At 54.8% G+C, this 19,982-nt stretch carries 20 protein-coding genes; 8 read left to right on the top strand and 12 right to left on the bottom strand.

Features of this window, described 5'->3' with window-relative positions:
* Positions 1-36 precede the first annotated feature (36 nt).
* The 8 genes from IEX96_RS05635 to IEX96_RS05600 all read right to left on the bottom strand — a co-directional run bounded on the left by IEX96_RS05635 (position 37) and on the right by IEX96_RS05600 (position 8,066).
* Positions 37-819, bottom strand: a complete 783-nt coding sequence (locus IEX96_RS05635; RefSeq protein ID WP_150004993.1) for a succinate dehydrogenase iron-sulfur subunit — start codon at positions 817-819, stop codon at positions 37-39.
* Between the two features lie 34 nt (positions 820-853).
* Complete coding sequence (sdhA, locus tag IEX96_RS05630; protein WP_188873605.1) at positions 854-2,644, bottom strand: succinate dehydrogenase flavoprotein subunit; 1,791 nt, start codon at positions 2,642-2,644, stop codon at positions 854-856.
* A 5-nt stretch (positions 2,645-2,649) separates the two neighbouring features.
* On the bottom strand, positions 2,650-3,033 hold the full coding sequence (gene sdhD / locus IEX96_RS05625; protein ID WP_150001160.1) for a succinate dehydrogenase, hydrophobic membrane anchor protein: 384 nt from the start codon (positions 3,031-3,033) through the stop codon (positions 2,650-2,652).
* A gap of 14 nt (positions 3,034-3,047) precedes the next feature.
* Positions 3,048-3,443, bottom strand: a complete 396-nt coding sequence (gene sdhC / locus IEX96_RS05620) for a succinate dehydrogenase, cytochrome b556 subunit (RefSeq protein ID WP_188873604.1) — start codon at positions 3,441-3,443, stop codon at positions 3,048-3,050.
* Between the two features lie 567 nt (positions 3,444-4,010).
* Positions 4,011-5,093, bottom strand: coding sequence for a hypothetical protein (locus IEX96_RS05615; protein WP_188873603.1), 1,083 nt, complete (start codon positions 5,091-5,093; stop codon positions 4,011-4,013).
* Between the two features lie 12 nt (positions 5,094-5,105).
* Positions 5,106-5,651, bottom strand: a complete 546-nt coding sequence (locus IEX96_RS05610; protein WP_150004996.1) for an ImmA/IrrE family metallo-endopeptidase — start codon at positions 5,649-5,651, stop codon at positions 5,106-5,108.
* A 213-nt stretch (positions 5,652-5,864) separates the two neighbouring features.
* Positions 5,865-6,737, bottom strand: a complete 873-nt coding sequence (locus IEX96_RS05605) for an HpcH/HpaI aldolase/citrate lyase family protein (protein ID WP_188873602.1) — start codon at positions 6,735-6,737, stop codon at positions 5,865-5,867.
* Positions 6,738-6,785: 48 nt separating this feature from the next.
* Positions 6,786-8,066 carry an amidohydrolase family protein gene (locus IEX96_RS05600; protein WP_188873601.1) on the bottom strand — a complete coding sequence of 427 codons (1,281 nt, stop codon included), beginning with the start codon at positions 8,064-8,066 and terminating at the stop codon, positions 6,786-6,788.
* Between the two features lie 107 nt (positions 8,067-8,173).
* On the opposite strand from IEX96_RS05600, the gene IEX96_RS05595 reads away from it, so the two are divergent.
* Genes IEX96_RS05595 through IEX96_RS05585 form a run of 3 tightly spaced genes read left to right on the top strand, consistent with a single transcriptional unit; the run spans position 8,174 to position 11,113 of the window.
* A complete protein-coding gene (locus IEX96_RS05595; RefSeq protein ID WP_150004998.1) occupies positions 8,174-8,950 on the top strand; it encodes a 16S rRNA (uracil(1498)-N(3))-methyltransferase in 777 nt (258 codons plus the stop codon).
* Between the two features lie 55 nt (positions 8,951-9,005).
* The gene (locus tag IEX96_RS05590; RefSeq protein ID WP_229773558.1) at positions 9,006-10,361 is read left to right on the top strand and encodes a glutamate--cysteine ligase; all 1,356 of its coding nucleotides are present in this window, start codon (positions 9,006-9,008) and stop codon (positions 10,359-10,361) included.
* A 47-nt stretch (positions 10,362-10,408) separates the two neighbouring features.
* Positions 10,409-11,113 carry a phosphorylase family protein gene (locus tag IEX96_RS05585; RefSeq protein WP_150005000.1) on the top strand — a complete coding sequence of 235 codons (705 nt, stop codon included), beginning with the start codon at positions 10,409-10,411 and terminating at the stop codon, positions 11,111-11,113.
* On the opposite strand, the gene hpnH is transcribed toward IEX96_RS05585, so the two are convergent.
* Complete coding sequence (hpnH, locus tag IEX96_RS05580; RefSeq protein WP_150005001.1) at positions 11,063-12,232, bottom strand: adenosyl-hopene transferase HpnH; 1,170 nt, start codon at positions 12,230-12,232, stop codon at positions 11,063-11,065. The two genes, IEX96_RS05585 and hpnH, sit on opposite strands and share 51 nt — an antisense overlap.
* A gap of 264 nt (positions 12,233-12,496) precedes the next feature.
* On the opposite strand from hpnH, the gene IEX96_RS05575 reads away from it, so the two are divergent.
* Positions 12,497-12,652 carry a hypothetical protein gene (locus tag IEX96_RS05575; protein ID WP_188873600.1) on the top strand — a complete coding sequence of 52 codons (156 nt, stop codon included), beginning with the start codon at positions 12,497-12,499 and terminating at the stop codon, positions 12,650-12,652.
* A 47-nt stretch (positions 12,653-12,699) separates the two neighbouring features.
* On the opposite strand, the gene IEX96_RS05570 is transcribed toward IEX96_RS05575, so the two are convergent.
* The 3 genes from IEX96_RS05570 to IEX96_RS05560 are packed head-to-tail and all read right to left on the bottom strand — an operon-like array spanning position 12,700 to position 15,432.
* A complete protein-coding gene (locus tag IEX96_RS05570) occupies positions 12,700-13,809 on the bottom strand; it encodes a hypothetical protein (protein ID WP_150005002.1) in 1,110 nt (369 codons plus the stop codon).
* Positions 13,763-14,773: a general secretion pathway protein GspK gene (locus tag IEX96_RS05565; RefSeq protein WP_150005003.1), complete on the bottom strand. Its 1,011-nt coding sequence runs from the start codon at positions 14,771-14,773 to the stop codon at positions 13,763-13,765. Before IEX96_RS05565 ends, IEX96_RS05570 begins: the two co-directional genes overlap by 47 nt.
* Positions 14,770-15,432 carry a prepilin-type N-terminal cleavage/methylation domain-containing protein gene (locus IEX96_RS05560; protein ID WP_188873599.1) on the bottom strand — a complete coding sequence of 221 codons (663 nt, stop codon included), beginning with the start codon at positions 15,430-15,432 and terminating at the stop codon, positions 14,770-14,772. Before IEX96_RS05560 ends, IEX96_RS05565 begins: the two co-directional genes overlap by 4 nt.
* 525 nt (positions 15,433-15,957) lie before the next feature.
* On the opposite strand from IEX96_RS05560, the gene IEX96_RS05555 reads away from it, so the two are divergent.
* From IEX96_RS05555 to IEX96_RS05540, 4 genes are all read left to right on the top strand, one after another.
* On the top strand, positions 15,958-16,611 hold the full coding sequence (locus IEX96_RS05555) for a hypothetical protein (RefSeq protein WP_150005005.1): 654 nt from the start codon (positions 15,958-15,960) through the stop codon (positions 16,609-16,611).
* Positions 16,601-17,164 (top strand): hypothetical protein, encoded by a 564-nt coding sequence (locus tag IEX96_RS05550; protein ID WP_150005006.1) that lies wholly within the window; start codon positions 16,601-16,603, stop codon positions 17,162-17,164. Before IEX96_RS05555 ends, IEX96_RS05550 begins: the two co-directional genes overlap by 11 nt.
* 144 nt (positions 17,165-17,308) lie before the next feature.
* Positions 17,309-19,477 carry a secretin GspD/PilQ domain-containing protein gene (locus IEX96_RS05545; protein ID WP_188873598.1) on the top strand — a complete coding sequence of 723 codons (2,169 nt, stop codon included), beginning with the start codon at positions 17,309-17,311 and terminating at the stop codon, positions 19,475-19,477.
* Positions 19,477-19,950, top strand: a complete 474-nt coding sequence (locus IEX96_RS05540; RefSeq protein ID WP_150005009.1) for a type II secretion system protein — start codon at positions 19,477-19,479, stop codon at positions 19,948-19,950. The genes IEX96_RS05545 and IEX96_RS05540 overlap by 1 nt, the downstream gene beginning before the upstream one ends.
* Positions 19,951-19,982: the final 32 nt, after the last annotated feature.

The following is a 19,982-nucleotide window of genomic DNA, read 5'->3' as shown; positions in this document are numbered from 1 at the left end:
CTACGGCCTTTTTATATGGGGATCGGTGCGTTGGCTTTAGATTTGCCGTTCGACCATCAGTTTTTTGATTTCCGCAATGGCCTTGGCGGGGTTGAGACCCTTGGGGCACACATTGGTGCAGTTCATGATGGTGTGGCAGCGATAAAGCCGGAAGGGATCTTCCAGATCATCCAGCCGTTCGCCAGCCATTTCATCGCGGCTGTCGGCAATCCAGCGATAGGCCTGCAACAGCGCCGCCGGGCCCAGATAGCGATCGGAATTCCACCAATAGCTGGGGCAGGATGTGGAGCAACAGGCGCATAGGATACATTCATAAAGACCATCGATCTTGGTGCGGTCTTCATGGGATTGCAGCCGTTCCTTACCCGCAGGATCGGGGGAGGTGGTTTTCAGCCATGGCTCAATGGATTCATATTGCGCATAGAAATTCGACATGTCCGGCACCAGATCCTTGATGATCGGCATGTGCGGCAACGGATGGATCGCCACATCGCCCTTCACATCATCAAGCGCCAAAGTGCAGGCAAGGGTGTTGGTGCCATTGATATTCATGGCGCAAGACCCGCACACCCCTTCGCGGCAGGAGCGGCGGAAGGTGAGGGTTGTATCCACCTCGTTCTTGATCTTGATCAGCGCGTCCAGAACCATGGGGCCGCACTTGTCCATATCCAGATCATAGCTGTCCATGCGCGGGTTTTCGCCACTGTCGGGATTGTAGCGATAGACGTTGAACCGCCGCACATTGCTGGCCCCTTCGGGGGCGGGCACATGCTTGCCTTTGGTGACTTTCGAATTTTTCGGCAATGTGAATTTCGCCATGTCTCGTCCTCATTCAGCCAGAATTTGCGCGAAATTAGTAGACGCGTTCCTTCGGCTTCACATATTCAAATTCGTCCGATAACGTATAGTCGTGCACGGGGCGGTAATCGATGCTCACCTTGCCATCGGCAAAGCGCGTCACCGTATGCTTCATCCATTCGTCATCATTGCGCTTGGGATAATCTTCATGCATATGCGCGCCGCGTGATTCATGGCGGTTTTCCGCACAGTGCATGGTGACCATCGCCTGACCGATCAGATTGTCCAGCTCCAGCGTTTCAATGAGATCGGAATTCCAGATCAACGAGCGGTCAGAGACATGGAGATCGTCCATGCGGGCATAGACCTCGTCCATCTTCACCTTGCCCTCTTGCAGCACCTCCTCGGTGCGGAACACGCCGCAATTGGCCTGCATGGTTTTTTGCATATGCAAGCGCACTTCCGGGGTGGGTGAGCCGCCATTGGCATTGCGGAAATGATCCAGACGCCCCAGAGCCATTTCGGCATTGTTTTTCGGCAAGGGCTTGTGGTTGGTGTTGGCTTTCACCGTTTCGGCCACGCGGAACGCGGTGGCGCGGCCAAACACCACAAGGTCGATCAGCGAATTGGAGCCAAGACGGTTGGCACCATGTACGGAAACGCACGCCGCTTCGCCCACAGCGAACAGGCCGGGCACCACACGGTCGGGGTCGCCGGAGGTGGGGTTCACCACTTCGCCATGATAATTGGTGGGAATACCGCCCATATTGTAATGCACGGTGGGCACCACGGGGATCGGTTCCTTGCGCACATCCACACCGGCAAAAATCTTGGCAGATTCTGAAATGCCGGGCAGGCGTTCGGCAAGGATTGCAGGGTCCAGATGGTCCAGATGCAGGTGGATATGATCCCCTTCATCGCCCACGCCGCGGCCTTCACGGATTTCCTGTGCCATAGAGCGCGACACCACATCGCGGCTGGCCAAATCCTTGGCTGAAGGCGCATAGCGTTCCATGAAGCGCTCACCCTTGGAATTGGTGAGATAGCCGCCTTCGCCGCGCGCCCCTTCGGTGATCAGAACGCCCGCGCCATAAACGCCGGTGGGATGGAATTGCACGAATTCCATATCCTGAAGCGAAAGGCCGGCCCGCAGCACCATACCGCCGCCGTCGCCGGTGCAGGTATGGGCCGATGTGGCCGAGAAGAACGCCCGGCCATAACCGCCGGTTGCCAACACCACCGCATGGGACTGGAAGCGATGGATCGAGCCATCCTCCATGCAGATGGCAATCACGCCCCGGCACTGGCCTTCATCGTCCATGATCAGATCGATGGCGAAATATTCGATGAAAAAGTCGGTCTTGTTTTTCAGGCTTTGCTGATAAAGCGCATGCAGCATGGCATGGCCGGTCCGGTCAGCGGCGGCGCAGGTGCGCTGTGCGGGCGGGCCTTCACCATATTTCGTGGTCATGCCGCCAAAGGCGCGCTGATAGATCTTGCCTTCTTCGGTGCGCGAAAAGGGCACGCCGAAATGTTCAAGCTCGTAAACGGCCTTGGGGGCTTCGCGGCAAAGATACTCGATGGCATCCTGATCGCCCAGCCAGTCCGAGCCTTTGACGGTGTCATAGGCATGCCATTGCCAGGTATCGTCGCCCATATTGCCAAGGGCAGCGGCAATGCCGCCCTGTGCGGCCACGGTATGGGACCGGGTGGGAAATACCTTGGTGATGCAGGCGGTTTTCAGGCCGGCTTGCGAAATACCCATGGTGGCGCGCAGGCCGGAGCCCCCAGCGCCGACCACCACGGCATCAAATGTGTGATCGATAATCGGATAGGCAGCGGACATGGGCGTCATCCCCCGAAAGACACTTTGAGAACAGACAGGATGCCGAGCAAGGCCAATCCGGCGGTGACAAGGTTGAGCGCAATGAGGCTGACGGCTTTCGTTCCCTCATTATGCACATAATCTTCGATCACCACCTGCAGGCCCAACCGGAAATGATAAAACAGGCTTGCGATCATCAGGACCAAAAGCACTGTCACGAGAGGGTCGCGTACCCACCAGATGAAGGTGGCGTAATCGGCCCCGCCCAGCGACATGATCGAGAAGGCAAACCACAAAACAAGAAAAAGATTGGCAATGGCGGTCATTTTTTGGTGCCACCAATGCACTGCGCCGGATTTGGCCGAGCCAAAGCCGCGAACTTTCGAGATCGGCGTGCGGAATTTCGACATGATCTGCCTCCCTCTTACAATGCGCCAGCGAACCAGTAGGTACCACCCCACAGGCCCAGCGTGAGCACAATCGCGACAATTATGGCCGCATAGCCAAGCTTGCGGTTGGTTTCAATGTCCAGCCCGCGCCCGCTATCCATAATCAGATGGCGAACGCCGGTGCACAAATGCAGCATCACCGATAAGGTAACGCCGAACAAAACGATGCGGCCCAAAAGGCTGGTCATCACATCCATGAAGAAGGCAAAGGCTTCCGGCCCGGTGGCAAGGGCGCAAAATCCCCAGACAAGGATAAGGGCACCAACGGCATTGCCCGATCCGGTTACACGGTGGGAAATGGAAAGGCCCATATGCAGGCCCCACCGCCAGATTTGCAGATGCGGAGATAAAGGACGATGTGTGCTGGCCATCAGCAAGCTCCCTGAACGCATATGTTCCTGCGCGTATTCTTGGGCGAAAGCCTTACGCGGCAACGATAAGAAACGAAACCATAGCCAGAAAGGCTAAAGGTTTCATGGATGAAGATAAAGGCCTTGAGGGGCACATTAAAAACGGTTGCACTTTGGTGTAGCGGCCAGAGGGCGATGGCGCAAGGCGCGATTGCGTGAGCAGGGCAATCTTGCCCAAAATGGGAGGGGATAATACCGCATCGCCATGCCCGAACTTTCCCCCCAAATCCAGTCTGTGTTGCAACGCCACGCCCTTTTGTTGCAAGACCAGCCCTTCTAACGTCATTCCCGATTTTGGTCGTCATTCCCGGGCTTGACCCGGGAATTTAGTTCTTTGTTGATGGAGCACCCCGGCCCCGCCGCACTTGACCCCTGGATCACGTCCGGGGGTGACGAAAGAATGGGGACTGGATCGTTTCTTTACCCCCGCTCCCTGATGGCGTGGTCGAGGGCGAGTAGGCACATGTTTGGAAAAATAAATGGTCAAGGCAACATGCGCGCCCTGCTGGTATCAGCTAGCAATTAATTTCAATCTTTTCTGTCTATTTTAAAGCTTTCTAGTAGTATCTGTATCAGTTCCTTTGTCATAACTTTAGTGTTTGACTCAGACATATCTATTCCGATAGATTCTTCTTCATTTTTTTCTGCTTTTTGTATTTTTTCTTTTTCTAATTCCCATTTTTCTATATAATTATGATAATGTTCTGGGTAGGAAATTTTAGATTTACTGGAAAATAGTCTTAATTGTGGTTTTTCTATTCCATGATAATCAATATATTTTTCTAAGTATTTTTGTAATCTATCATTATCTGTATTTTTTGGCGATCCCAAAAGATTAGACTGTAATTCATTTATTTCTTTTTTGCGATTGTCTCTGTTTGTATCAATTGAGATGATTGGATATGGATTGTTATTTACCACGCCCTTTAGTTGCTGCATTTCATGGAAATAAAGATCACAGTTAAATTTAGTTGTATCTTTGTTTCGTTTTGCTTGACAAAGAAGCAGTGCCAATGCTGGTGAGATGGTGAATGTATCTATGGTCGCGTTTCGTGAGATTCGAAAACCACCATCAATTCCCTTTCCAAGAAAATCAAATTCATGTGGATTTTCATCTACTTGTTTTTCAAATTCTTCGGTCAGTATGTCGTTTTTTCCACTTAACGGATCTTCAAGATTATCTCGTGAAAGCTTGATGCTACAATTTGGGTGGGGAAAAGCGGCAATCCAACCATTCCCTTTTGTGTTTAATGAATGGGCGCTATTAATTTCAGTGCCAAAATCTATAAGTGTTTTTGAAAATGCTGTGATGCACGCACCTAAATGGGTGATGCTGTTTATGCGATTTACAAATAGAATCTCATCACCAATGGTCTTCCACACTTTTGGTGCAGATTTGCGTTCGAGATCACAAATTTCCGTTATATCTTCACAGATTTTCGAGTAGTTTTTTGCAAACTCACAAGGAAATTCTCCATAAAATCTTTGAAAGATTTTAAGCCAATCAAAGTTGGTCTTTCCTTCTTGCGATTTAAACTGTGTCGATCCGGTAAGGTCTACTGACAAAAACAGCCTAACCCGATAATCGGGCTTGGTAAGGTTTTCCTGCATATTTAAATTTTCTTAAGTAGAAAGTCCAAGCGATTTAGATCTGATTTCAGCAGCAGCGACGCTTACCCTGAAATGATTAGCAGTGGCGTCTAGATTCTTATCGTTTTCGTTGAAAAAATCCGTGAATTTTTCAGCAGGCATTAAAAAGGCCGCGGCAAACCAATTTGCTTCCCACTCTGCTCTTTTTTGTTGTTCGTCGTTTTCGTCAACCCAACGGGTTGCCCTCATCACAGCGCCAGGGTTTTCCTCCTGGATTTTTCTAAAATGCAGTAAAAGATGGCCTAATTCATGAGCAATTGTAAAGCGGTCGCGTGCCAAGGACGTGTGTCGCGAAAGATAAATGGTGTAGTCATTCATCGCACGGGCGACAATTGATCCACTTTCATCATCGCCAGATCCGCTAGAACCCACTTCTAGCTTCCCGCCAGAGCGCTCCACGAGTTTCTCGATGCTATCCCCGGGATTGAAGCCAGCTTTTTGCGCAACATCTTCTGCAAAAGATTCAATGTCCGTTTTTGACGCGTTAATTCCTAACGGCGATTTGTATGGTGTGCCCATGACCTGTCCCGAAATTCTAAATGTGCGTCGTTATATTTATATATAGCACTGAGCGATAAATGAGCGCAAGCAATCAGCCTACGATATATAAGATAATAATAATTTGTTAAATTGGTGTGAAATTAGAAACGAAAAATTCGGTTATTGCCAATAGATTTCACTTTGAAACGAGTGTCGTGTTGAGAAAAGACGAGGAAAGACATTCGGTAAGGGCTATCCCCGCTCCTTGATGGCGTGGTCGAGGGCGAGCAGGCGTTGGGCGTCCTGAATATGCAGATGTTCGATCATTTTGCCGTCCAGCGTTGCCACCCCTTTGCCTTGCGCTTCGGCGTCTTTCCATGCGGTCACCATGCGTGTGGCGTGGGCGATGGCGTCTGCCGAGGGGCGGAACAGATCATTGGCCGGGCCGATCTGTTTGGGATGCACCAGCGTTTTGCCATCAAATCCCAGCATGACACCTTGGCGACATTCCTGTTCAAAACCCTCTGTATTCTGCAAATCGCCGTAAACCCCATCCAGAATAGCCAGCCCAAAGGCGCGGGCCGCCAGCAAGGCCAGACCGAAACTGGTGGCAAAGCCTTCGCGGGCAGGGGTGGGGGTAAGGTGCAAGTCTTTCGCCAGATCATTTGTGCCCATCACAAAGCACGCCAAACGATCCGTTCCTGCCGCGATTTTATCCGCCGCCAAGATGCCACGCGGGGTTTCCATCATCGCCCAGATGGCCGTCTCCGGATCATAGCCCAACTTTTTCATGGCCTCATCGAGATCACAAAGCTGCTGCGGGCTTTCCACCTTTGGCAACAAGATCGCATCGGGACGGCACGATGCAAAGGCGGCCAGATCCTCGCGCCCCCATGGGCCATCAAGGCTGTTGATGCGCACGATCACTTCCCGTGTTCCATAGCCGCCTGCGGTCAATGCCTCGGCAATTTGCTGGCGAGCCTTGGCCTTGGCATCGGGAGCCACCGCATCCTCAAGATCGAGGATGACCCCGTCGCAGGGCAGGGTGCGGGCCTTTTCCAACGCCCGGCTGTTGGCACCGGGCATATAGAGAACGGAACGACGAAGACGCGATGAGCCGGGCATGGCAAGGCTTTCTGTTAGAGGACGCACGCAATATATTATGGGTCAGGATCAGAAGGTGTTTTTCGCCACCCGTCCTGCGCCCATCACAAAGCCCACATCCAACAGGGCTTCGATATTTTCCAAAGGGTTGGTGGATACGGCAATGATATCGGCGGCTTTGCCCGGTGCCAGCGTTCCCAGACGATCGCTCATCCCCAGAAGATCGGCGGCATTCACCGTGGCGGCTGCGATCATTTCGCTGTTGCTCATGCCCAGATCGCGCATCAACAGGAATTCCTGCGCATTGGTGCCATGGGTCGACACGCCGCTATCGGTACCGAAAGCGATTTTCACACCGCCTTTATAGGCTTTCCCGACATTTTCCATCACAATGGGCGGCAGGCCCAATGCCTTTTCGCGGATGGCGGGGGGGAGAAAATTCTGTTCGCGGATTTTATCCACCACGGTTTTCCCTGCCAGCAAGGTGGGCACCAGATAGGCCTCGCTTTCCTTGAACAGGGTGATGGAGCGTTCATCCAGCATGGAGCCATGTTCGATGGAATCGATACCGGCCTCCAAGGCGGCATTGATGCCATCGGCCCCATGGGCATGGGCGGCCACTTTGCGGCCCAGTGAATGGGCGGTGGAGATGATCTCGGCGATTTCGTCGTCTTTCATCTGCTGCATCAGGCCGGTGGCGGAATCGGAAAGCACGCCGCCGGTGGAGGTGATCTTGATCACATCCGCTCCGTATTTCACCGTTTCGCGCACGGCCCTGCGGCAATCATAGGGGCCATCGCAAATGGTGTCGGGGGTAAGCATATGGACGATTTCGGCATTATAGCCATCCACATCCGCATGGCCGCCGGTGCCGGATATGCTGTTGCCCGCCGCAATGATGCGCGGACCGGCCACATAGCCTTTGTGGATGGCATCGCGCAGGCCGTAAATGGCCTCTGGCTCATCACCCAGATCGCGGACGGTGGTAAAGCCCGCCTCCAATGTGCGCTTTGCGTAGAGGGCGCCTTGCATGGCGGCATCGGTGGCGCTCATCTTCAGGCGTTGAAGGGCGGAAGTGGGGCTCAACTCGAACAGGATATGGGTGTGCATGTCAATCAGGCCGGGCAGCACCGTGGCGGATCTAAGGTCGATCACCGTGTCATGGGCGGGGTCGCCTTTGAGATAGCCCGCTTCGATCCGTTCGATCTTGCCATCGGCAATGATGATCGATTGTTCCTGTAATGGCGTTTCCCGTGGATCGGTAATCACGGTTCCAGCGTGGATGATGGTGTGGGCCTTGGCGCTTGAAGCCATCAGGAAAAGCCCGAAAACAAGGATCAGCATGCGCATTGTGTGCCCCTTTCTTTATACTTCAGAAAGGATGCTAACCGCGCCTGTGGGCGAAGTACAGAACCCACGGGCTTGACGCCGCGCATTTGAAACGGCAGGCATCCTTGATGAGCAAAAAAGCATCGCATATCCGACTATATGTCGCGGACGACCTTTTGACCCAACGCACCATAATTTTGGGGCGGGAGCAGGCGCATTATCTGGTGTCTGTGATGCGGCTGGCCGTGGGGGCAACTGTTTTGCTGTTCAATGGCCGTGACGGGGAATGGCTGGCGCGGCTTGTCAAAGCCGACCGCAAATCCGCACAGTTGATGGTTGAAGGGCAAACGCGGCCGCAATCCCTTGATCCGGCATTGCCGGGGCTGACACTGCTTTTCGCGCCGGTAAAGCGCACCAAAACAGACCTGATTGTCGAAAAAGCCACCGAACTCGGGGTGGCGCGACTCATGCCGGTGATCACCGGACGCACCAATACGGAGCGGGTGAAAATGGAGCGCTTTTTGTCCATCACGGCAGAGGCGGCGGAGCAATGCGAGCGCTTGAGTACGCCGGTGATCGACCCCCCAACGGGTTTGGACGCGGCTTTGAAAGCATGGCCAGATGACAGGCCGCTATATTTTTGTGATGAAGCGCGAACTGCCCCGCTTTTGTTGTCCGTGCTATGGTTCAGATCTTCACAATCCGGTGATGGTTTAGGCTCTTGCGGGTTGTTGATCGGCCCGGAAGGGGGCTTTACTGTTGCCGAGCGCGAGGCCATTTGCGCCCACCGGGCAACCTGTTCCGTCAGTTTGGGAGCGCGGATTTTACGAGCGGAAACGGCGGCTATCAGCGCATTGTCCCTGATTGCGTCTGCCTATGAATTGGTGCGGACAGACTTGCAATAGCTGATCGCAGCGCCTAATTCGATGCGTCGATCACTCTATGCGGAGCTTAGGCTTTATGGCCGATAATGCGCACATGCCCCTTGGCAGGGCCGACCTCGTCACTTCATTGGAACGGGGAATAAAGCCAAAAGAGCGCTGGCGGATTGGGTCCGAACATGAAAAATTCGTGTTCGATCGCAAGAGCCACGCCCCCATTCCCTATGAAGGTGAGCGGGGGATCGGGGCTATTCTGGAGCGTTTGCAGCACTTTGGCTGGGCGCCGAAATATGAAGGCAAGAACCTGATTGCTTTGGCGCAGGATGGGGCATCCATCACCTTGGAGCCGGGCGGTCAGTTCGAGCTATCGGGCGCACCTTTGGAAACGCTTCATCAAACCTGCCGGGAGGTGAACAGCCATCTTACGCAGGTGAAGGCCATTGGTGACGAGATGGGGATCGGCTTTTTAGGGATGGGCTTTCATCCCACAGCCAAGCGCGATGACATACCCATCATGCCAAAAGCGCGTTACGATATCATGCGCGCCTATATGCCCAAAAAAGGCTCGATGGGCCTTGATATGATGCTGCGTACCTGCACCGTTCAGGTGAATCTGGATTTCGGGTCGGAAGCCGATATGGTGCAAAAATTCCGCATCGGTTTGGCTTTGCAGCCTTTGGCAACGGCCCTGTTCGCCAATTCCCCCTTTGTGGAAGGCAAGCCCAGCGGGTTTTTGTCTTTTCGGTCGCAAATATGGACCGATACCGATCCCGACCGCACGGGCATGTTGCCTTTCGTGTTTGAAGAGGGCTTCGGGTTCGAACGCTATGTGGATTATGCCCTTGATGTGCCCATGTATTTCATCGAACGCGATGGGGTGATGCATGATGTGTCGGGTTTGTCGTTCCGCGATTTCATGGCCGGAAAACTGCCCGGTCATGAAGGCTTGCTGCCCTGCATGAAAGATTGGGAAGACCATCTGACCACAGTATTTCCAGAAGTGCGCTTGAAAACCTTTTTGGAAATGCGCGGGGCCGATGGCGGGCCTTGGGCGCGGCTTTGTGCCTTGCCTGCCTTGTGGGCCGGTTTGCTTTATGATGGCACAGCGCAAGCAGCGGCGTGGGATCTGGTGAAAGACTGGACCTTCGATGAGATGCGCCAATTGCGCGATAATGCGCCCAAATGGGGCTTGGCGACACCGGTGCCGGGGAATCGCAGCTTGCGCGATCTGGCCCGTGATGTGCTCGACATTGCCGCACAGGGGCTGGATGCCCGCAACCGGCGCAATGATGCCGATGAAACGGAAGCGCATTTCTTGTGCACCTTGCGACAGATCGTTGAGGACAATCGCACCCTTGCCGATGAGATGCTGGCCGCCTATGAGGGGCGCTGGCACGGCGATGCAAGTCGGGCGTTCGAGGATTATCTGTACTAACGGCGCGCTCCTTTTGGAGGGCGATATTGGGTGTAACGAGTAAAATCATGACCAGACTTGGCATTGTAACCGGCCTTGTGTTTGAAGCGCAGGTGCTGACAGGGATGGCGCGTGCTGCTGGCTGCCTTGACCGCGTCCGGATCAAGGCGAGTGGTCCCGGGCGTTCCCGGGCCCGTGATGCGGCCAATGCCCTTTTGGACGAGGGCGTGGATATGGTGTTGTCCATGGGATTGGCTGGCGGGCTTGATCCGGCTTTACGCAGCGGTCAGGTGATTGTCGCCACCGCTGTGCGGAGTGCCGAAAACCGCATCTTGCCGGTGTCCCTTGACCATCATCGTCAGATCATGGCGACTTTGGAACAAGAGGGATTGAACCCGGTTGCTGGGGATCTTGTGGAAGCGGTGGTGCCTGCTGCCAGCCAGGGGGCAAAGCGGGCATTGTTCCGGGAAAGCCGGGCCGTGGGCGTGGATATGGAAAGTTTCGGCGTGGCCAAGGCGGCCAATGCGGCGGGGGTGCCGTTCCTTGCCTTGCGGGTGATTGCCGATCCTGCCGATCAGGAAATTCCGCAAGCGGCCCTGTTGGGAATGAGGCCCGATGGCAGTGTCCGTGTCTGGCCGGTTCTGCGCGGTCTTATGGCAAGCCCGGGGATGATCCCCGAGCTGCTGCGTTTAGGGCGGCAAAGCAGTGCCGCTCAGAAGGTTCTAGGCCGTCTTGGCCAAAGCGTCTTTACCGGATTTGGCCTTCGCGGCTGATGCTTTTGCCTTGTCTTCATGCACATCGCTCATGAAGTCTTGCACCTGATTGTCAAAGATGTATTTGGCCGGACGTTGATTATCCATATTGATTTCTTTGGCCATCGGCCCTGTGGTCCGCGGACCACGAAGGGCTGACATCAGCGCTTTTAACGGATGGGCAAGGGCATCGGAGGCCGCCGTTGGCTCGTAACCGCAATGGGCCATGCAGTTGGCGCATTTTTCATAATTGCCAGTGCCATAGGTGTCCCAGTCGGTGGTTTCCATCAATTCCTTGTAGCTTGAGACAAAGCCTTCGCCCAACAGATAGCACGGCTTTTGCCAGCCAAAGATATTGCGGGTCGGCATGCCCCAAGGGGTGCAATGGTAGCTTTCATTGCCCGCCAGAAAATCCAGATACAGGCTGGAATGGTTGAGCGTCCATTTGCGGCCTTTGCCCAGGGCCAGAATGTCGCGGAACAATTCCTTGGTTTTCTTGCGGTTGAGGAAATGCTCCTGATCGGGGGCGCGTTCATAGGCATAGCCGGGCGAGATGGTGACACCCACACCGATTTCCTTGGCATAATCAAGGAAGGCCGCCACGCGCTCAGGCTTTGCACCATCGAAAATGGTGGCATTTACATTGACCTGAAAGCCTTTGTCCTGTGCCGCTTTGATGCCTTTGATGGCTTTTTCAAAGACACCGTCTTGGCATACCGATTTATCATGCTCTTCTTGCAGGCCATCCAGATGGACCGAGAAGAACAGATAAGGCGAGGGCTTGAACAGATGCAATTTCTTTTCAAGCAGCAGTGCATTGGTGCACAAGGATACGAATTTCTTGCGCTTGACCAATCCGGCCACCACTTCACCAATTTCCTTATGGATCAATGGTTCGCCACCGGGAATGGCAACAATGGGGGCGCCACACTCATCGGCGGCATCCAGACAGTCTTGCACGGACAGGCGTTTGTTGAGAATTGGATCGGGATAATCGATCTTTCCGCAGCCGGCACAGGCAAGATTGCAGCGGAACAAAGGCTCCAGCATCAGCACAAGCGGATAGCGCTTATTGCCTTTCAGCTTTTGCTTGAGGATATAGCTCCCCACGCGGATCTGTTGCAGGATAGGAACGGCCACGGATCTTCCTTTCTCGTCTACCCGATGGTAAGACGTTGCCGCATAAGCGGACTTTTCAATTGGACGGTTTCCACGATGCCGCATAAGCGGCCCCGGGTTGATATATTTTGTTCAGTGCAGGATGCCAGCCAATCTTGGCCATAGCGCCCCGGCCTTTGAAACGGCGGTCGTCAGGCGACCCTCCCTTTCCTTCTCTTTATCTGGCACGACATTTGATCCCCATGAAGCAGCCTGTCAAGGTTGCGTTGATCCGGGATGGTGGTCATGCCCGATATTCCTTTTTCTCTCCTTCATCATGCCCTGATCGCCGGCGTGATTTTTCTTTTCGTATTTTCTGCCTCTTTGTTCGGCTTTATGGGCACGGTCAAGGCAGTGCATCTACGGGGAGAAAAATCAGACCAAATTTGGGCGAATTTATGAACTTTATCGAGAAATGACAACCGGCTAGCGCGTTTGTGATGAGCAGCTTATGCGCCTTGATCGCTGTTGGCGGTGGGCTGCTTGGGGGCCGCTTCGGGGCTGGTAAAGGCATGAAGGATACCACGCACGATCACCGTATTGCCAACAGAGGGTTGCAGGCTGACATCGCTCCAGACAGGGCTGTTTTCCAATGCTTCAACAATTTGTGGGGCCTTGCTTTGGCCCTCTCCAGAGGCATAAACCGCCAGCTTGTTGTCTGAAAATTGCAGCCGCGAGATTTCCAGTTCGAAACCGTCCAGAACGCGCACCCATTCCATCAAGGCGTGCAACAACAGGCTTTCATCGCCCAAAGACATGGCCGTGTTAATGGACCCGATGGCCGACAGGGCATCACGCCGGTCTGCCAATAAGGGCTGGGCCGATTGGCGCTTTTGCGCCGATTGCCCTTGATAGTGCCGTTCCAACCATAGGGCGGCGCCCCATTGTGTCAGTTGATAGGTGAACGGGGCCAGAAACAGCAACAAGACGATCGGGACAAGATTGGCTGTAATGCTTTTTTTCAGCCAAGGCAGAAGCGGCCCATCAATGAAGGGCGGTGTCGTGATGTCCGCCTTGGTGGTTTTTATGGGCTGTTCCTGATTGTCCGGTGACAAGCGGCCCGCTTTTAAAAAGGCCTGCCAATCCCGCGCATTGGGCTCTTGCGCCCACCAGCGGGAGGTTTTCAAGCTGCCGTCTTTCCAGATCTGTCCTTCAACCCCGCTGAGGCATGCGAGCTTTCTTATCTGGCTGTCCGGCGCATTGATGGCGGGAAACAAGGCGCTTTCCGGGATCAGCCTTTTGCCGGATTTCGGGGGGATATGCGCGAAAACCGTATCTTGATCCCATGTCCAGACGCTGGCCCCCGATGTGCCTGCGCGCAGATACAGCCCGGGATTTTTGAAAGGGGTGTTGAATTGCACCTTTAATTGCAGCGCTTGCAAGGCCTTGGTGTTCTGGAAATCGCCGGGGAAAAATTGATGGCGGCACCATGCACGCGGCAAGACCAGCACAGACCCGCCAAAAAAACCACCGCTTTGCAGGGCTGTGACGCGACCGTCTTCGTGCAAGGCTTCAAGTGCCGGACGGAATAAGTGGTTCAGTGATTGTCGAAGCGTCATTGTAATCCTGCGGCTGTCGGCGCTCGCCGATGAAAAAACGGTAAAAAGGTCGGTCCGGTGCAATGGCCCGACGCTCCACCTCGATGATGCGTTCAATAAGGCGTGCCCCCGATGGACCGGTGACGGGGGCGTAAAAACTAAACCGTGCCCGGGCTGTGGGACTGGCCTGTCGTCGTCCGAACATGGTGCTGCTTTCGTTTAATTCCTCCTCGATCACTTTGTCTGTCAACAAGGCACGCACTTCCGGTGCGATGAGCCCGGTGACAAGCCCGATGGAACGGGTATCTGTTGTGGTCACCGTTATTAGCCGTTCATTATGCCAGAGAACAGGCACTTCATCCCAGCCTAGAATATTTTGCGCTTCCATGGCACTGCGCAGGGGCGATTGGCTGGGGGCAGGGCGGTTGAGCAAGCGATAGGCGGGGGCTTCGGCCCCAAGAAAACGGCGGTTGTTATTGGCATCTGTATAATCAAGAAGGCGGGCTTCCAAACGGGCGGCGTCATTGCCGCTTTGGTCAAAAGCTTCCAGCAGCACCCGGATTTCCGGTTCAATATTGGAATTGAGGGAAATCAGCCCGCCCGTATCTTGATAACGCACCACAATGCCGGTGCTATCCAGACGCATACCGCCGCGCGCCGACCAGAAATTGCTATCGTCCGACGGGGCCTTTAATCCGTCTTGCAGGCTCAGGGCGTTGAATTTTGCATCCTCGGATAAGGTGATTCCCCCCAAAAGCGGTTGCGCCGTCAGCCAGAGAAACAAGGTGCGGGATTCGGTGGTCATAAGCGCCCGCTCGGCAGCAATGTCTTGTTGCTGCATCAAGACAAGAGCCTGTCCGGAGCGGGAGGCGCGGACCCCGATCATGGCGATGGCGGCAAAGACCAGAACAAACACCAACACCATCGGCAAAACGATGCCCGCAGATCTTTCACGCGGGGGCTTTTGGCTTTGATCCACTGTCAAAAGAGCTCTCCACTGGCAGAAGAGCCTTCAAGGCGAAAGGGGAGCCTGTGGCGGTTCTCAAGGGGGACGACCCACAAGGCCGGAGTGCCGCTTATCTGGAAACGCAGGCGGATGGCTTCGGGCAGGGCCGGTGTCTGAAAGAACGCCTGATCCTGGAAAAAGCCGTTTCCCGGATTGGCTTTTGGCGGCCATGCCTCATGCCATTGGCCATCCATTCCGAAATAGTCGAATTGGCCATTTTCGATGCCTTCGACCAGCGTTTGTTGCCCGTCGCCCGTGTCGATCACCAGTCTTTGCGGGGTGCTGTCGTTTTCCAGCGCGATCTCTATCGCGGTGAGCTTGCGGTTTCCGGCAGATAACGGACGTAAGGTCATGCCTTCAAAGCCGGACCCATCGCCATTGAAAACGCGTTCCGGGCTGTTGGGCCATGCGGGCACCAGTTCACGGGCCACATCACGAAAAAGTGCCGCACGCAAAGGCAGGCTTTGGGCGCGATCAAAGGCGGCAGACACCCGTTGCATATTTGACCATTGGGTGACAACTGATTGAAATAAAATGGTAGAAATCAGCGATAGCAGCGCCAGTGTGACAATAATTTCCATCAGGCTGAAGCCAGCCTGTGTCCCTTGTCCTGAGCCACTTTCTACCTTGCGTTCCAACGGACTTTCTCGTAACTTGTGGATGGTCCTCGTGTGTCCGACCCATAAAAACATCCCACTTCGCTTAATTGAAGTGTGTGTGTCTTGCACGCTAAAAACGGCTCGTAGATGCGTCTGCGAGTCGTTTTTTTTAGTGCGTCGCGCTCTGGGCCGGATCCATAAAAATCATCGAGGATATCTTTAATACCTTATGTGATTTTATAGGTAATCACAGTGACTTCAAGGTCGCAAGCCCTATCGCTTCCGGTTGGCTGGCGCAGGGTTTTTTATGCGCTTTTCGCGTGGTATACGCCAGTTTGCATGATATGCGCCAGTACTGATGGATGGTCCTGAATGGGGCGATCATCAGGATGGCGCTTATGGATGGTTCCCTTTATAAGGTTTCCTTCATATCCAGAATTTATCATTGCGCCATGGTGCTTGCAATAAAAGGCTGGCTACGATTAGGTGCGTCTTTGGACCTTTTGCATTATCCGATTTGCCATATGGGCAGCAGACAGACTGTGGCTTTCTAAAGAGAAGATGATGACCGACTGGAAATCCTGGTTTAAGCAGCAAAGCAATGACCGCACGCTTCTGGGATTGAAGGTGCTGGGCTGTCTTTTGCTGTTCTGGATTTATTTGCAGGTGCAGGATCAGGCACAGATGGCTAGCGGTCGCGCACAAGCCGCACAGTCGCAAGCACTTTCCTTGCGGGGGCTGGATGATGGCACTCTTTGGGCTTCACGGGCAAAGCAGGCGCGTGGGGCTTTGGCCGATTGGCAAAAAGGCCAGTGGGTCGCCCCGACACCGGGTATCGCCGCCGCCATGGTGCAAGGGGAATTGGAAGCGCTGGTGAATGGTCTTGGGGCGCAGGCATCCAATATCAAGGTAAGCCCCGATGTGTTGACCGTTGATGGCCAAAGTGGTCTGCGCTTTGATCTGACCGCACGCGGCGATCAGGCGACCATTGTGATGGTGCTGGTTTCTATGGCGCTGCATCAACCGCGTCTGATTCCCGGCGATGTGAATGCCAATTTCTCCAAACGCAGATCCAATGTCCGGCTTTCGGGATTTGCGCCATTTCAGGCCCAATCCGCTCAGGACCAGCCTGCGGCAACAGCGGCCTCTTCTGCCCTTGCTGCGCCCAAAAAAGCCGCCTTTAACGGCGTAGCGGAAAGGCAGGCATATGCCGGTTGAGCGTTTGCGCGGTCTCCTTGCTTTGGCCGGACTTTTGTTTTTGGCGGGGGTGATTGTGGGGGCCGGAACATTTCTGGCATCGCAAACAGCCCATCGGCGCGACATGGTGTCCGCATCCTCGTGGCAGCCTCCCGTGCCCCCCTCTGCGGTGATGCTGGCTGTGGCGGGCCATGATCTTTATAGCCTGACCCATTTGCTGCTCAAAGACGGTGCTTTCGGGACTGTTCCCGAAGAAGACTATGCGGCGAAGGCTGGCCGTGCCGCGGGGGGAGCGGAAGGCGCTGATGGGCGTCTGTCCGGACCTGAAAAAAAACCGTTTCCCGATATCATTGCCGCAGCCTTGGTTGACCGGACGCCGATGATCTATCTGCGCCATGCCGATGGCCGTGTTGCCGGGTGGTCTGAAAATACCAGTCCGGAAGAAGGGTGGGAGATCGTTTCGATCACGCTTGATGGCATCGAGGTGCGCTATAAAGACGATCCCGTACAGCATCTTCCGGTATTTGTTAAAATCCCCGATGCGGCCTTTTTGAAAGGGGTCGAGAAACATTGACCCTGCCTGTGCCGCGCCCTATCGTCCCTCGCGTGATGTGACCATAATGAACGCACAAGATATGCTCTGTTCTGATTCGATTTTTTTCCGGCCTTCCCTTGTTGAAGGGGGCTTTTTGGTGCCTGCAATGCGTGGTGTTTTTCTATGATCTCGTACGAGGGGGAACGTGCCGGAGCGCCTTGGGGGCGGATGCGGGTTGTTTCAACAGCGGTGGCATTTGGCTTGCTGTTGTCGAGCTGTAGCACATTAAACAAACAGGACGACCTGAAGGTGAATGAAAACACCTTGGGGAAACAGGTCCAGCGGCCAGAAGTGAAGGCGGCGGAAGATGCGCGGATCGGCAGCGGAGCCGATGATGCGCCGCGCCTGAAAAAACCTTTCGAAGATCGTTTGCGCCGCGATACTGTGCCGTCGGTCAAGGCCGCAGACCGCCGCGCCGAAGAGGATGGTCAGGCACCGCCCATTCCCGATGGGCTGGTGGATGCCTCTGTGCCGCCTTTGTCTTTGCCCGCCTTTATCGATGTGGTGTTTGGCGAAATCTTGAAAGTTCCCTATTCCACCGGCCCCGAGGTGGCATCGCGTAAAGATGTGATCCAATTGCGGTCTTCGGGAGAGATCCCAGCTCCGGATTTTCTGAGCCTCGTGTCTTTGGCCCTGAAGGATTATGGCATCCGTGTCAGCGCCCAGCATGGGCTTTATGTGGTTATTGGCGAAAGCAGTGCGCGGCAAAGACGGCCCAGCTTCATTCGCTCTCGCAGCCGGCCGGGCACCCCGGCGGCTTTGCGTCCGGTGGTGCAGTTTGTGCAGCTGAAGGCCATCGATTCCAACAATATGCGCAATCTTTTGTTGCAGGCCTTTCCCCGTGGCGGCGCCTTGGAAGTGACCAATGACAGCGCCACAGGATCGGTGATTTTGTCGGGGCTGCCCGAAGATGTGGATGCGGCGCTCGATATTATCGAAACCATGGACGATCTGGCTTTTGCCGATTCCGAAGTGCTGCAATTCAAGCCGATTTTCTGGCAAGTCGATGAGTTGGCCACCCAATTGCAGACCATTTTGCAGTCTGAAGGCTGGCAGGCCTCGAACGGAAACCGGCAAATTCTCCCCATTCATCTGGTGCCGGTTCCTTTTTCCAATAGCCTGATGATTTTCGTGAAGGAAGAAGAGGCCCGCAGCCGGGTGCTTTACTGGCTGAATGTTCTCGATCAGCCTGCGGAAAAGGGCGATGTGGATCAGATCTTTGTTTATGATGTGCAAAATGCTGATGCCACATTGATCGCCGAAACAGCCAATGCGGTGCTGGACAATACCCGGCTGCGTGCATCGGACGACATTCCGCCACCCGGTGCCGCTGGTCCAAATAACCAGAACCGGACGGGGGGGCGGTCCTCCAATTCCAGCAGTCTGGTGGTGGACCCGCAGGGCAACCGGCTGATTTTCTCTGGTTCCGCCAGTGATTATCAAAGGCTGCTGCAATTGCTGCAGCGGCTGGATCAGCCAACGCCGGAAGTGCTGATTGAAGTGACCGTGGCCGAGGTCACATTGACCGACGACACGCGCTATGGCGTTGAATTTTTTGTGGATTCCATCGGGACGAATGGCGCCGATGTGAATTTTGGTACCGATGGCGGCTTGGGGCTTGCCGGGTCCGGGTTCAATCTCGGCTTTGTCAGCGGCGATGTGTCGGCAGCCTTGAATGCTTTTGCGCAAAACCAGCAGGTGAATGTGCTGTCCACGCCGCGCTTGGTGGCCCGCTCAGGCGGCGCAGCGAATATTCAGGTGGGGTCGGATGTTCCGGTGATCACCACGCAGGCTGCAGCCGACCAGCAAAGCGGTGATGGCTCCCGCGATGTGTTGCAGTCGGTGCAATTTCGCTCCACCGGTGTTTTGCTCAATATCGAGCCGGTGGTGTACAGCACCGGACGGGTGGATCTGACCATCACCCAGGAAGTGTCCAGCGCTTTACCCAATCCCAATACGGCCATTGCCAGCCCGATCATTTCCAACCGGAATTTGAGCACCCAATTGACCCTTGATGATGGCGGCACAGCCGTTTTGGGCGGTTTGATCCGGGAAAGCATCACCCGCGGCGATACGGGTATTCCGTTACTGAAAGACATTCCCTGGCTTGGCAGCCTGTTCAGTGTGGATTCTCTGAATATCGAACGAACGGAGCTGTTGGTGATCATCACCGCCTATATCATCCGGGGATCCGAGGACCGCGAGCGGTTCGTCGATTATCTGACGGACGAGATCAACCGCTCCTTGTCTGATCCGGTTCAGCTTCGCACCCGAATTCCCAAGCAGCAATGATGGGCGGGCGGCATAGTCCTGTAGCCGCTTCAACGATTGCGAAAAGGGCGGGTACAGATCGCAATGGCGGCTTCACGATCCTTGAGGTTCTGGTAGCCCTTGCGATTTTGGGAACGGCGCTGGCAGCCTTGTTCGGCTTGCAGCAAAGCGCATCACGGGCGGCGATTGCGGTGGAACGGGCGCAGCAAAGCATGGAGGCGGATCGCACCGCCTTGGCCATTCTGGCCAGCATCAATCCCATGTTGCAGCCCGAAGGACGCGCCGAACTTGGCCATAATGCCCGCATGAGCTGGCAGGCCACACCCATTGGCGACGCAAAAGCCATCACCGCAGCCACCGGCGCACCGGGGCGCTTTACCCTGCAACGCTTTGACGTGGCTGTGACCATTGACGCGCCGGGTAGGGCGTCTTGGGGATGGTCGGTGGAGCGTTTGGGCTGGCGACCGGTCAGAGGCTATTCACCGGGCGATTAAACCTTCCAAATCCCGTTCACATCCCGTTTTGG

The organism is Iodidimonas muriae (assembly GCF_014647255.1).
Lineage (GTDB): Bacteria > Pseudomonadota > Alphaproteobacteria > Sphingomonadales > Rhodothalassiaceae > Iodidimonas > Iodidimonas muriae.
The sequence above is the reverse complement of the archived record's forward strand: the minus strand, read 5'-3'. Positions and strand labels throughout refer to the sequence as shown.